The 12,326-nt window shown below is 67.7% G+C and carries 12 protein-coding genes and 1 pseudogene; 4 read left to right on the top strand and 9 right to left on the bottom strand.

Translation table 11 applies throughout. The features are described 5' to 3' along the window. Positions 1-2: 2 nt before the first annotated feature. From F9278_RS14745 to F9278_RS14710, 7 genes are all read right to left on the bottom strand, one after another. Positions 3-209 carry an FxLD family lanthipeptide gene (locus tag F9278_RS14745; RefSeq protein WP_107446631.1) on the bottom strand — a complete coding sequence of 69 codons (207 nt, stop codon included), beginning with the start codon at positions 207-209 and terminating at the stop codon, positions 3-5. Between the two features lie 58 nt (positions 210-267). Further along, positions 268-1,491 carry a methyltransferase, FxLD system gene (gene fxlM, locus F9278_RS14740; RefSeq protein ID WP_152168747.1) on the bottom strand — a complete coding sequence of 408 codons (1,224 nt, stop codon included), beginning with the start codon at positions 1,489-1,491 and terminating at the stop codon, positions 268-270. Between the two features lie 584 nt (positions 1,492-2,075). Next, complete coding sequence (locus F9278_RS14730; protein WP_152168745.1) at positions 2,076-2,918, bottom strand: SAM-dependent methyltransferase; 843 nt, start codon at positions 2,916-2,918, stop codon at positions 2,076-2,078. Beyond that, positions 2,908-4,077 (bottom strand): protein-L-isoaspartate O-methyltransferase family protein, encoded by a 1,170-nt coding sequence (locus tag F9278_RS14725; protein ID WP_152168744.1) that lies wholly within the window; start codon positions 4,075-4,077, stop codon positions 2,908-2,910. Before F9278_RS14725 ends, F9278_RS14730 begins: the two co-directional genes overlap by 11 nt. After that, on the bottom strand, positions 4,074-4,565 hold the full coding sequence (locus tag F9278_RS14720; RefSeq protein ID WP_152168743.1) for a LuxR C-terminal-related transcriptional regulator: 492 nt from the start codon (positions 4,563-4,565) through the stop codon (positions 4,074-4,076). Before F9278_RS14720 ends, F9278_RS14725 begins: the two co-directional genes overlap by 4 nt. A gap of 312 nt (positions 4,566-4,877) precedes the next feature. Next, positions 4,878-5,543, bottom strand: coding sequence for a DUF6415 family natural product biosynthesis protein (locus F9278_RS14715; protein ID WP_152168742.1), 666 nt, complete (start codon positions 5,541-5,543; stop codon positions 4,878-4,880). Between the two features lie 578 nt (positions 5,544-6,121). After that, positions 6,122-6,556 (bottom strand): ATP-binding protein, encoded by a 435-nt coding sequence (locus tag F9278_RS14710; protein ID WP_152168741.1) that lies wholly within the window; start codon positions 6,554-6,556, stop codon positions 6,122-6,124. Positions 6,557-6,762: 206 nt separating this feature from the next. On the opposite strand from F9278_RS14710, the pseudogene F9278_RS14705 reads away from it, so the two are divergent. From F9278_RS14705 to F9278_RS14695, 3 genes and pseudogenes are all read left to right on the top strand, one after another. Continuing rightward, a pseudogene (locus F9278_RS14705) lies at positions 6,763-7,566 on the top strand (aminotransferase class IV family protein). A 15-nt stretch (positions 7,567-7,581) separates the two neighbouring features. Further along, on the top strand, positions 7,582-8,340 hold the full coding sequence (locus tag F9278_RS14700) for an SUMF1/EgtB/PvdO family nonheme iron enzyme (RefSeq protein ID WP_226966739.1): 759 nt from the start codon (positions 7,582-7,584) through the stop codon (positions 8,338-8,340). Positions 8,341-8,380: 40 nt separating this feature from the next. Beyond that, positions 8,381-9,622, top strand: a complete 1,242-nt coding sequence (locus tag F9278_RS14695; protein ID WP_152168740.1) for a helix-turn-helix transcriptional regulator — start codon at positions 8,381-8,383, stop codon at positions 9,620-9,622. A 46-nt stretch (positions 9,623-9,668) separates the two neighbouring features. Here F9278_RS14695 and cutA read toward each other — a convergent pair whose 3' ends face one another. Then, on the bottom strand, positions 9,669-9,992 hold the full coding sequence (cutA, locus tag F9278_RS14690) for a divalent-cation tolerance protein CutA (RefSeq protein WP_152168739.1): 324 nt from the start codon (positions 9,990-9,992) through the stop codon (positions 9,669-9,671). A gap of 347 nt (positions 9,993-10,339) precedes the next feature. Between cutA and F9278_RS14685 the strand changes: the two genes are divergently transcribed. After that, entirely contained in the window at positions 10,340-10,705 is a 366-nt protein-coding gene (locus F9278_RS14685) for a hypothetical protein (RefSeq protein ID WP_152168738.1), read from the top strand. Positions 10,706-10,770: 65 nt separating this feature from the next. Here F9278_RS14685 and F9278_RS14680 read toward each other — a convergent pair whose 3' ends face one another. Further along, on the bottom strand, positions 10,771-12,216 hold the full coding sequence (locus F9278_RS14680) for an NF041680 family putative transposase (RefSeq protein WP_152168737.1): 1,446 nt from the start codon (positions 12,214-12,216) through the stop codon (positions 10,771-10,773). Between the last annotated feature and the right edge of the window lie 110 nt (positions 12,217-12,326).

Raw genomic sequence — 12,326 nt, 5'->3', positions numbered from 1 at the left:
TGTCAGGCGGCGTCCTCGATGGAGGACTGGCAGGCGCTGGCCCCGTTCACGCAGGTGTTGCCGCAGCCGTCGCTGGTGGGGCACATGAAGACGGTGAGGGGGCTCTCGGAGATGACGACCCGGATGTCGAGCTCGAAGTCGTCGTCGGCGAGGGCGTCGACCGGCAGGCCGACCGGGGCGGGGACGCTGTGCAGTACGGCGGTGGTCATGTGATCACTCTCTTTGTCCGATGGGATGGTGCAGAACGCCCTGGCCCAGCGCCGCGGTTCAGACGGCCGGCCAGGAGATCGAAATCCGGCTGTGCCTCTTGTCGATGATCCGGTCGCCGGTGATCCGGTCATCGGGCGTGCCCGCCGGGTAGACGGCGATGCGCGGGCCGTCACTGCCGCGGACCTTTTCGCCCCAGGTGCGGAAGATGTCGGTGATTCGCTCAGCGAACTCGGCCGCGTCGGGTCCGAAGGCGTGGACCCCGTACTCCGCGGTCTTCTTCTCGGTGTCGCGGCGCACGACGGTGTAGGCGAAGTGCGGCCCGTCGATGGCGACCATGGACCAGCCGCTGCCCGTGGGACCGATCCTGCCGGTGGTCAACTCAGGGTCGGCGGACATGAAGCAGTACGTCGGGACCTGCGTGGACAGATACATCTGGAGGGTGCCGATGGGCTCCTGGCTGGCGACGGTCACCCCGGTCCACGTCTCGGCGCGGGCGCTGTCCAGTACGCCGTCCAGCAGCGACGGGTTGGCGGGCAAGCCCTCGTCGAAGCGCAGCGTGACGCCCTCCTCTCCGGGGAACTGCATGACCTGCTGCGTGTGCGAGCCTGCGCCCTGTGCCGCCACGAAACCGCACACGTGGGCGCTGGTGGCGACGAGATGGTCAGCCTGCCGGACGAACCCGTACGTGCGGGTGAGGCCGTTGATGCGCAGCGGCACGACAAGCCGGCCGTCGTCCTTGAGCTGGTCGATCCAGGCGGGCGGGATGTCCCAGGCGCCGACCGTCACCACGATCGCGTCGTAGGGGGCGTTCCCGGGAAGTCCGTTCTCGGCGTCGGCGACGACGACGTTGACGCCCGTGTAGCCGGTCTCGGTGAGGAACCGCTTGGCTCGGTCGGCGGGCGCGGGGTCGATGTCGACGGTGGTGACCTGACCGGTGGGCCCGACCAGCTCCGCGAGGTAGGCGGCGTTCGGCCCGTTGGTGCCGATCTCCAGCACGTTGTCGCCCGGGCGGATGCTGGCCTGCTCCAGCTGCATCGCCTGGATCTGCGGAGCGGACACCGAGCTGGTGTGATTGCCGTGCTCGTCCTCCTTGGTGATCACGGCATTGTACGTGCTGTATGCGTCGCTGAGCGGCGCCTCGGGCACGGCTAGGTGCCGGGGCACCTTACGCATGGCGGCTTCGACCGCCGGCGACACGATCGTGCCGTCCTCCTTGAGCTGGTCGACGACCTTGTTGCGGAGCCGGGTGGCCTCGTCGGGGGCCACGGTCACATCGGTCATAGAGGGGTTCCTTACGGGGCCTCGTGCGCCTTCGCCTCCGGCGTCGGCGCCAATTGCAGGGTGGTTCGGCGATGGATGCCGACTGGCGGAAGCCGGCTGCTGTTCAGCGCCCCAGGGGCAGCTCCTGGATCCGTTCGAAGGTGTAGGCGTGGCGGTCGGGATTCTGGGTTTCCAGGCAAGCCCAAGGCATAGGTGTCGCCCGCCCTCCGGCTCAGCAGCACCTCGCCGCCACGCCGCAGGATGAGATGGACGCCGACCGGCTCCCGGTGGCGCTGCGCCATGTCGTCCCCGCCTCGATGCGAGGCTGTCGGCCTGTTCACCGCTGGCCTGCCAGACGGGGGTGCGGCCGACACCGACTCGCGTCCGGGCACCATGGCGTGGCATCGGCCAACCGACCCACAAAGGGGTTTATGGGAACGCGCGAGAAGGGACGGGTATTGGGCATGCGGATCTCCGGGGTGCAGACGTGACGTCCAGCGTCAGTGACCGCGACGCCCGGGTGCCCGTTTCCGGACGCCACGGATTCTAGCCGGGACACCATGGGGAGTTGGCTGGTCACCGGCTTGATCACGTCGGTCTTCTGATCAAACAGCTCGGCCATGCGCGGTCTCCTTTCGGGCCGTGCCGGCGTACGAGGCTGCCTGGGGCAGGACCGGGTATTCGAGTGTCAGTGTCTGTGGCGCGGTCAGGCCCGGGGCGGTCAGTTGCCAGCCGTCGAACAGCCGGGAGATCTGTTCCTTCGTCCGCAGGTGGACGGGGCAGCCGGCTGCCGTCATGGTCTTGGCGAATTTGCGTACGGGTTTGCCCGAGACGTCGGCGGTGGCGTGCGTGATGACGAGAGCGCTGCCGGTGGCGGCGACGTGTTTGTATTGGTCGACGAGGACGGTCAGGGGCTGCGTCTCGGTGTCCTCGATGTGGTGGAGCACGCTGCCGAGGAGAAGGATGACCGGTTCTCGCCAGTTGATCGTCTCCAGGATTTCTCTGGAAACGAGGATCGATTCGGGGGCGCGTACGTCGGCGCACAGGCTCGCCACGACAGCGGGCGCCTTGGCCGTCATCATTCCTTCGGCGTGGGTGTGCACCAGCACGTCGTTGTCGATGCACACGGCGCGGGCGTCGGGATGAATGCGGGTCAGGACATCCACCGGCGTTGGGCCGTGGGGAAGGCCGCAGCCGAAGTCGACCAGCTGCCGGATGCCCGCGATGGCCAGGGCCTGCACCATCAGGAGCACGTACCTGCGCTCGTGGCGGACGGCGCTCTCCAGGAACGGCATCCGGTCGGCCGCCCGACGGGCGCCGTCACGGTCGACGATGTAGTTGTCCCGCCCGCCGAGCAGGTAGTTCTGCATCCGGGCGCTCGACGGCCGTGCCTGCAACTCAGCGATCGCTGCGGAGGGGTGGAGGAGCATCGGATGGTCAGGTCGCATGCCGCTCCACCTCGCCGGTGATCGTGTGGAGTTCGGGCAGACGCCACGACGGACCGTCCGGTGCACCCAGCCACAGTGTGTGTTCGGTCTCCGTGATCGTCACGCCCAGTTGCTCAACCTCTGGTTCTCCGGCCGCGTGCCACTGACCGAGCGCGTCGAACAGATCAGAGCCGAGATCGCGCGGCCCCCACTCGTAGATGCGGGGGGAGTGTAGGAAGACCACTGCCCGAGACGCCTGGTGGTCATGAATACGCAGGCGGTCGGCAACGTCGCCTTCGAGCTGCGCAACGCCGCGCACGACCTGCATCCGAAGGTCAGGGCGAAGCAGACCGGCGAACAACCTGGCCGCCGGCCGTACGTGCGCCCTCCTCGCGTCCAGGGCTTCCGACGCCCGCGGGCTGCCCTGCGACTCGACGGAGGTGCCCTCACCAGGGCGGTGCTCGCGAAGCCACACGGTCTGCGGAGCCGGTCCGGCGTGGAACCGTCCACTGGCCGACGCCCCGTCCCGCGCCACGGTCAGGACGAGCAGCGTGCTGGATCCGCCCAGAGCGGTACGCACGGGCAGGCACACTCGGCCGCCCGGACGAACCCGGGTGACCCACTCCCACGGCACGCGGCGTACCGCACGATGGGACAGGAGCCCGTGGAACGAACCCGCCGGACCCAAGACCCCGGCGGCGGGCCCGCTGACCACCCGCACCCGCGGGTAGGGGCGCAGGCGCTGCCGGGCGATCTCGGCGAGACGTTCTGTGTCCGCGACCGTCACCACCTGGCCGCCCTGGAGAAGGTGCTCCAGACAGGCTGCCGTCCAGCCGCAGTCCGTGCCGATCTCGGCCACGGCCGTCCCCAGCACTGGAGCGAGTGCGGCCAGGCGCGCCGCAACGTCTTCTTTGGACGAGATCACTCCCGTGACGATGCCGGGGCCGCCCTCCCCTCCGTCGTCGACGTCGAACACGAGCATCTCGGAGCGATGGACGAACTTCGCCCACTCCCCGGCGTTCTTACTCCGGTCCACCCTGCGCCAGCGCCCACCTCGGTGCGTACGGATCACGTTGGGCACGAAGTCCTGTCGCCGGTCGCAGGTGAACACGTCCCCCGCGTGCTGGTGAACGTGGCCACTGCCCGGTCGCAGGCTGCCGGCCTCGACGCGGGCGTTCATGCCTGTCCTGCCACGGAGACGACGTTTCCGGAGTTTTCACGGCCAGTCGCGGGGCCCAGGAGACGGAACTGCCATCCTCGCGTGACCGTGTGCGCGGCCGAGGAAGCACCCAGCGCCCGCAGCAGGCGTCGAGCGTCCTTGCGCACGTCGTCCAGCGGACGCTTCTCGTCGGCCGCGATCTCCTCGACGGTCTTTCCGCCGGCGAGCCCGGCCAGGACGGTGCGCTGCTCCTCCGGCAGCTCGACGACGTGGTCCACAGGCCCGGGGACGTCCAAGTGCCCGTGACGGTAGGCGAGGTCCACCATGCCCGCCCGCTCGCAAGTTCCGAGCTTTCCGCCGATCCGGAGGATGTACGTCTTGACCGTGCTGTCGGACACTCCCATGTCGCAGGCCGTCTCTGAGGTCGTCCTCCCCTGAGAGATGCCCAGCAGAGCCTCCCGCTCCTGAGGGGAAAGCGGCGGCGAGATGGTCTCGTCCGGGGCCGGCATGGTCGTACTCCTTCGGTGTTCTGGAACAGTCGTCGTCTTATCGGGGCCGGCCCACTTTGCTGGTCGGCTGGTTGGGGCGTGAGCTACGAACCGCCGTAGAGCTGCAGGGCGAGTTCGGCGAGGACGTAGACGGTAGGCAGGCTGATGGCGGTAGCGAGGAGGACGGCGCCTCGGTGCGCGCGAGCCTGTCGCCAGCCACGTCGGACGCGCCCTGGGGCTGGCTCGTCTTTGCGGGGGGAGCCCGAATTTGGTGGGGAGGCCGGAGCACGGTGAATCCGCTGAGGGTGCGCCGCGCGATAGGTCCTGGCCATGTCACTCACCGTCCCGCTCGCAGTCCTGTTCGGCGTAGCGCAGCAGGGCCTCGGTGTGGACCGCGAGACGGTATGCGTGCTTCCTCGCCGCCTTGAGCCCCTCTGCCGGAGCGACATCGCGGGCCTCCTGCGAGCGTTCGATCGCCCCACCGCATGCGGACCACCCTCGACTCCCGGCGGAGAGCGATTCCATGTGGATCGAGACGTAGGGGACGAGCGTCGTGACGTAGCCGCTGAGCGCTTGCGTGACCGCCGCGAGGGTGTGCGGATGCGGGTACACCCCCGCCTGCTCCCAGGATTTCGCCGCACGAATGGCTTCGCGGATACGCGTCGAATCGAACCCGGCGCACACAGTCCTGCCCCACCCGTCGACCACGTCGTCAGAGGCGTCGACAGTAGGAAGGATGGCGAGCAGTTCCCGCCCGACCTCGGACATCCGCCGGTGCAGGGGCGCCGCATGCACGGCGTCGCCGGGAATCTCTTCGTCGAGTAGGGCACGCACGCGTGAGACCAATCGATCCCCTTCTAGGGGAGGCTCGTTGGCATCGACGGGAACGACTGCTCCGAGCAGTCGCATCAAGTGGCCGCGCATGAGAAGTAGTTGGACATGTCGCTCGTCCGGGTCTTCGCTGACGGAGGCAGTCTCGATGAAGACCAGTCTGGTCACTTCATGATGAAGGGTCTCCTGCACCGCGAGGGGCGACGGCCTGGGTGCGAGGGTCGATACAACGGTCCTCAGTTCACAGCCAAGTTCCTGGAATGAGCCCTCCGGCCAGGAGCCGCCGTCCACCTGCCGACCGCCGACTGGAGGGGCCGAGGTTGTGGTGCGAGGCATAAGGACAACTCCACTAGCTAGGTCCGAAGTTGGCGATCGGGGCGTCGCCTCGGCGGCCCCTGAAGAGGAGCCGCCGAGGCATTTCGAGCCGCCACTCGCCGACAAGGGCGGTTCGTTCAAGGAGGACACGGTGCGGCGAGCTACAAGGGCATCGTTCAGGGAGCTCGGAGACGCCGGTACCGCCGCACAGGACTCTGTCGGGACGTCCTGGGACGTCCTGCCGTCCGGATCACTATCGGGGTCAAGCAACCCAACCGCGGCGCGTCGTTGAGGCTGAGGCTTTCTGATCCGCCCCTCAGATGGCGCTGTTGAGGACATGGAAGGGGATGAGGATGCAAGTAATGCATTCACATCGTTGGTGGAGCGTCGCTGGCTCATTCCTGCTGCGGCTTCAGGAGTGACTGGGGTCATCACGACCTCCTCGCAGGGACGCGGAAGACGCACCACGTCGTCCTGCCGTCGTCGCTGACGCCCCACGTCCGTGCGAGGACGGCGATGAGGAACAGGCCGCGGCCCGACAGTTCCTCGTCGTCAGCGTGGCGCAGTTCGGCTGGGGCCGGGTTGTCGTCAGTGACCTCGATCCGCAATTCGCCGTCGGGGTACTGGATCCGGAGTCCCACGTCTCCGGTCCCGTGCTCGACGGCGTTGGTGACCAGCTCGGAGACGGCGAGCACGATGTTCTCGGCCAGTTCGCCGTTCACGTTCCACAGACGCAGGAATGCGCGGGTGATCCTGCGTGCCTGTCTGACAAGGGGTGGGGCAGGGGTAAAGGCCAAGTCGAAGGCGCGCGACGTCTGCGGCGGCGCCTTCGTGGCTGCCGGCGCGACGGCTGTAGCCGGGCTCATCGAGGGCCTCCCGAGTGGGCGGTGTGGGGGATCGTGCGGCATACGTCGTCATTGCGTCGCGTGGCACGCCTCGTTCCATCGATCACCAGGCGTGTTCGCACGGTGACAAGCGAACACTGTGTGGCATCGCAATGGGAAGGAAGTTTCAACGAAGTTGACTCGTCAGTAACCCCGATTGGGGTGCCGGAGGAATGGACGGCCCTGAGATGCTGGGTGGCGTGGCAACTCTTGATGGAAACCCCGTGTCCGCAGACGACTTGCTCCCCCTGGCCCTGACCAACTTCGGTCACTTCACGTCCATGCGCGTCGATGGCGACGGCAGCATCCGGGGCCTGACGCTGCACATGGAACGACTCGTACGGGACTGCAAGACCGTGTGGGGCGCGGACCTGGACACCGCGCTCGTTCGCGATTACGTCCGCCGGGGCCTGGAGGGGCAGAGCGGCCCGTGCGTCGTCCGAGTCACGATCTACGACCCGAGGGCCGAGATGGGACACTCGGCCGACGCCGACGAGCCGCACATCCTGGTGTCCGTACGCAGTGCCGGCGCCCTGCCCCCAGAACCACTGCGTGCCATGAGCGTGCCGTACGAGCGCGACCTGCCCGAGGTAAAGCATGTCGGCCTCTTCGGTGCCCTGAACGCCTGAGGGGCAGCGCAGCGCGCAGGGTTCGGCGACGCCTTGTTCGTCGGCCGCGACAGTCTCGTGAGCGAGGGCGGCACCTGGAACGTCGCCTTCATCGACGGCAACGGAACGGTGGTGTGGCCGCAGGCGCCCGTCCTGCCCGGTGTGACGATGGCGCTCCTCCAGAAGCACGCCAATGGCGTCGAGCACCGCACCGCCCCCGTCACCCTCGATCAGGCCAAGCAGATGGCGGCGGTCTTCGCGACGAACACCAGCATCGGGGTTCGGGCCCTGTCTGCGATCGACGATAAGGAACTGCCGACTGAACACCCCGTGCTGACTGTGCTCCGTGAGACGTACCTGGCCATCCTCGGCGAGACCCTGTAGCCGTAGGGGGCGAGCGTGACAACGGGGGTCACACGGTGGACCGGCCGGGAAGTCGCTCTGCTGCGCGAAGCGCTGCGCATGATCGGTAAGGACTTCTCCGCCAAGGTCGGCATCAGCACCAGGCAGCTCGTGAACTGGGAGGGGCGGGGTGAATCGATCAAGCCCCACCCCAACAATCAGGCCGCGCTGGACACCCTGCTCTCCACATCGTCCCCCGACGCCCAGTGGCGGTTCGCTCAGCTCCTCACCGAGCAAGCCGCGGTGGGGCACGACGAGCGAACCGAGGAGCTGCTGCGCCGCGATCCGCGCACCATAAGACATCTGGTCGACGGCAAGGTCATGGTGCTGATCGAGGAAGGCATCTACCCGACGACTAACCTTGACTACGAGCAGTTCATCCGTGCCACGGGGCACCGGCCCCCGCAGCACTGGACCGGGCGGCGTTGCCCCAGTGCCCTGTACGACCATCCCGTGGTCTGGGTGACGTGGCACGACGCTGACGCGTACGCCCGCTGGGCGGGAAAGGCGCTGCCCACCGCCAGCCTTCTCTTGGGCAAGAAGGAGCGAGCCTCGACCCGACAGCCTGGCTGCGTTGCAGAGTCGGTCTCTCCTCAGCCAAGGTCCGGCCGACGGGATGGTCCTCCTCGTGAGCGGGGGCGGTGCCGCCCTGCGGAACGTCGTCATGGGCCCATCGCATCGCGTGTCCGGGCCCCGGACCAGGGGAATTCGGAGGGGGAAAAATCTGTCAAGGGGGGAAACTGGAGGGGGAATTGAAGCCATGATTGGATTCCACTCCCGGACAGAGGTCACACTCATGGCAGATCCGTTCGCCGAACTGCTCCTCCGGCTCCGGAAGGACGCAGGCCGGACGCAGGAGCAGCAGGCAGCCGCCATCAACGCTGTCTCCGGCCGGGACACCATGACCCGTCGAGAGATCAGCCGTTACGAACGGTTCGAGAACGTCCCGACCAACCACACGCTTGAACAGATCGCGGCGGCCTGCGGCGTCTCATTCGAAGACTTGAGGCGGGAGGCCAAGGCCGCTCGCGCCAGGAAGAGAAAGGACTCCGCTCGTGAAGAGGAGGACCAGGAGGACGTGAAGCGCCGCACGTTGTTGGGGGGCGCTGCCATCGGAGTGAGCGCGGCTGCCGAGCCATGGGGACGGCTCGCTCTCGCCCTCAGTAGGGGTTCCAAGGCCGACGCGCCTTCCGTGGCCGCTCTCGTCGACCGAGCCGCTGAGTTGCACATCCAAGAACTCGGACTCAGCGCACGCCGGTTGCAGCGCACGGTCGAGTCTCACCTTGACGCGATCACGGCAGCTTTGCCCCGTGCCGGAGAGCACGAACGGGCTCTTACTGTCGCCGCCGGAGAAACCGCAGCCCTGGCCGGGTGGGTGGCCTGGGACCTGGGGGAGACCAACAAGGCTGATGCTTACTACCAGGTCACGTCGGAGTGTGCATCGGCTGCCGGACACCCTCCGCTCCGAGCCCTGGCCCTGACCTACGCCAGCTACGGAACTCCGACGCCCAAGGAGAGGCTGAGGCTTCTTTCCCAGGCAGCCCAGGACGTTCGAGGCCACGGCAACGCCACGGCCGCCGCCTGGGTGCTCGGCAGGCACGCCGAGGAGGCTGCGGCGCTCGGCGACGACACAGAGGCACTGCGTGCATTGGAACGAGCGCGTTTCGCCTACGACTTTGCGGATCACACAAGTGAGCAGGCATGGGTCCGATTCGTGACGCCTTACCGCATGGACTCACTGGCACTCTCCGTGTACGGACAGTTGGGACGATCCGAGCTGAGCGCCACGGCCGACACCGCCGTCGAACGCCTCGGGGATGGCCTATCGGATGGAGGTGTTGTCGTGCTCGGCGACCTCGCTTCCGCGCTGCTACGCGGTGGAGATGTCGAACAAGGTGTCTACGTAACACGTCAGTTTGCGGCTGCGAGTCAGGCCAAGCCCAATACGATGGGCAAGGAGCGTGCCCGAGCCATCGCGACCTGGCTACCCGACAACGAGCGAGAACTTGCCGATCATCTAAGGAAGTTCGCGTCTTGAGGCTCGTGCCACATCCGTCGCAGAACTCGCCCAAGAGGCGAGCGCGTCAGCGCTGGGTCGTCTGCTCAACGACCCAGGACAGGTAAGCGTCCGATCCGCCTGTCACGGGAAGGGTGACCCACTGGGGCACCTCGTACGAGTGCCTCTCGGACACCCACGCCTCCAGCTCCGGCAGGCGGCCTGCGGTCGTCATGTACGAGATCCGCCACTCCCGCGCCGTCTCGATCTCACTCTTCCACCAGTAGACGGCGGTGATGGGTGCGTCGATGTGAGCGCCCGCTGCCAGCTTGCTCTCAACCGCGCCCCGAGCCAGTGCCTTCGCCTGGTCCTCGTCGTCGATGGTCGTCTGTGCAATCACGATGTCGGTCATGCCACTTCCTCTCAAGCTGGGAGTACCCGACCCTATCCAGCGGCTTCCCGTGGGTGCGCACGTACCAGACTGCGAGCTGACCAGAATGCGCACGGGCCCGATGCCGCACCCATTTGGGGAGTTGGAGACTCAGCGCGGGGATGGGTGCCGGTGACCTCCGCCGGCCATTGGGGCCACCGACGAATCCTCCCTCATCGCACCGACGAAACCCTCGGGCGGAGGCACGAGGAAGGACCTCGTGAGCGCGGCTCCGCAGTCCGGCAGGTGGTGTGACTTGCATCACAAATTCAAGATTCATTGCCGGTTTGGGTCCGTGCCGAGCCTGAAGAGTGAAGGTATCGCTCAACTTGGCGCTGGAGGACTTGATGATCCCGTCGAAGATGCTTCTGCCGACGATTACGCCGGAGGGGACGTACGGGCAGCTCGTGGAGCTGATCACGGCTGTTTCGGAGCTCGACGATCAGGCGGCAGAAGGGCTTGTGGACAGCCTGCTGTCCCGGCTGGGGCTCTATGGCCCTACCCCTGAACGGGTGGACGATCTGTGTGCGGCGATGTTGTTCGACGCCGACCTGGAGGACGGCGGCTGGGTGCAGTGCGGCAAGACGCCGGGGCACATCCGGCGTGGAGACCCGTTGCACGAGGGCTGGTGGAGCGGACGGTGTTGGCGCGACAACCACCGGCAGGCCGTGGCCGCTGACGACGAGGAGGGCTGACATGGCGGCGGCCGGAGCAGCTGGCTCCGGCCGCCGCGCCAGCCTTCGGCCCCTTAGCTTGACGTTTATCCTCGGCGGGCCTGGTGTTCCTTGATGGTTTCGGCGCGTTTGACGGTCTTGCCGACGTCGTGGCGCTTGGCGCGGTTGCTGTTCTTCGAACCGGGTGGCCGTCCCGGGCCGGGGCGGGACGGTTTCGGCGCGGCTGCCGGGCAGGCCGTGGTCGGTCGGAGGTTGCGAAACCCGCGGCGGACGCGGGCGGGAGTGAGGCGGCGGGGTTCGGTGCGCCGTTCCCAGGGGCGGCGGAGGTCTTCGGCGAGGGGGCGGGCGAGGCGGAGCTGGGTGTGGGCGGCGATGACGAGCCAGGTCCACAAGTCGGCGGTGTCGGCGTGGCGGACCTGCGGGGCGGTCCACCCGAGTGTCTGTTTCATCAGCCGGAATGTGTGCTCAAGATCGAATCTGCGCAGGAAGGACTGCCACCACAGGTCCACCTGAGCGCTGGTGGCGGCGGTGGCGGAGCACCACAGCCAGACCGGTTTCGGGTCACGGTCGCCCGGCAGGCGCTCGACCTTGAGACGGATCAACGTGCCGTGCAGAACGGGCAGTTCCTCCTGAGCGTGGTCCAGCCATGGACCGCGGTGGGTGAGCCTTGGGTGCATCCGGTCCCAGGCGATCGCTTGGGCCTTGCCGTAGCGGGTGGTGTCCGTGACCGCGGTGACGTCGGGCTCGTGCCAGCTGTCGGGCTTGGCGAAGGTGAGGACGCCGCCGTGCCGGCGGGGCCGTCCGCCCTTCGGCCCGGAGCGGGCCGGGCCCGGGTCGCGGAGCATGACGCGGTCCGAGCGCAGGCGCCCGACCAGCACGACCGGCAGATCCGCGAGGGCGTGGGAGAGGTAGGCGACGTCGTAGCCGGAGTCCATCACGATCAGGATTTCGGGATCGCCGGGATGCCAGTGCCCGGCCTGCGTCAACCGCCGGATGACATCGCGTAGTTGGGCGGCGGTGACGGCGGTCGCGTCATCGGCGGGGCCCAGGCGCACGGCGTCCAGCAGCGCGACCCACGAGGTGCGGCCGGTCTCCATCGCGCCGACGAAAGAGTACGGCCATCCGGGAATCAGCTGGTCCGTCTTGCGGTCACCGCGTCCATAGACGTGGCAGAACAGCCGGTCGTCGCTGGTGGGAGCGTCCGGGCGCAACCAGTTGGACACGTCCACGGCCAGCACGACGCGCCCGTCGGCCGCCCTTGGCAGCGGCAGGCCGGCCAGGGCCCGGCGCAACCGCGTCGGCTCCGTCCAGCCCCGGTCCAAGGCTGCGTACAGGGCACCGTGCCCACGGCGATGCTCGACCGCCAGCGACAGCTCGACCAGCGTCTTCACCGGCCCGTCCGCGCACAGCACCGCGTCGGTGAGCTCGAAGAGCGCATCCGCGCGGGCGTAGAGGCATTCGTAGAACTCGACCCGAAAGCGGGACAACACGTCCAACGCCTCGCCTGCGGGCGCGTCGACAGACAGACTCATACACAGCGGCCGTTCTCTTGTACTTCATGACTCGACATCTCGAAGCGTGGAGAACGGCCGCCTCCGCTGTCCGGGAAAGAACAGCAGGTCGGGTGACCTGCGACGTTAAA

The sequence above is a fragment of the Streptomyces phaeolivaceus genome, from assembly GCF_009184865.1.
Classification (GTDB): domain Bacteria; phylum Actinomycetota; class Actinomycetes; order Streptomycetales; family Streptomycetaceae; genus Streptomyces; species Streptomyces phaeolivaceus.
Note: the sequence above shows the minus strand (reverse complement) of the source record. Positions and strands in the feature narration are given on the sequence as shown.

Excerpts from the sequence above, each read along its gene's own strand:
- F9278_RS14745 (WP_107446631.1), bottom strand. The coding sequence starts at position 209 with ATGACCACCGCCGTACTGCACAGCGTCCCCGCCCCGGTCGGCCTGCCG.
- fxlM (WP_152168747.1), bottom strand. The coding sequence starts at position 1,491 with ATGACCGATGTGACCGTGGCCCCCGACGAGGCCACCCGGCTCCGCAAC.
- F9278_RS14730 (WP_152168745.1), bottom strand. The coding sequence starts at position 2,918 with ATGCGACCTGACCATCCGATGCTCCTCCACCCCTCCGCAGCGATCGCT.
- F9278_RS14725 (WP_152168744.1), bottom strand. The coding sequence starts at position 4,077 with ATGAACGCCCGCGTCGAGGCCGGCAGCCTGCGACCGGGCAGTGGCCAC.
- F9278_RS14720 (WP_152168743.1), bottom strand. The coding sequence starts at position 4,565 with ATGCCGGCCCCGGACGAGACCATCTCGCCGCCGCTTTCCCCTCAGGAG.
- F9278_RS14710 (WP_152168741.1), bottom strand. The coding sequence starts at position 6,556 with ATGAGCCCGGCTACAGCCGTCGCGCCGGCAGCCACGAAGGCGCCGCCG.
- F9278_RS14695 (WP_152168740.1), top strand. The coding sequence starts at position 8,381 with ATGGCAGATCCGTTCGCCGAACTGCTCCTCCGGCTCCGGAAGGACGCA.
- cutA (WP_152168739.1), bottom strand. The coding sequence starts at position 9,992 with ATGACCGACATCGTGATTGCACAGACGACCATCGACGACGAGGACCAG.
- F9278_RS14680 (WP_152168737.1), bottom strand. The coding sequence starts at position 12,216 with ATGAGTCTGTCTGTCGACGCGCCCGCAGGCGAGGCGTTGGACGTGTTG.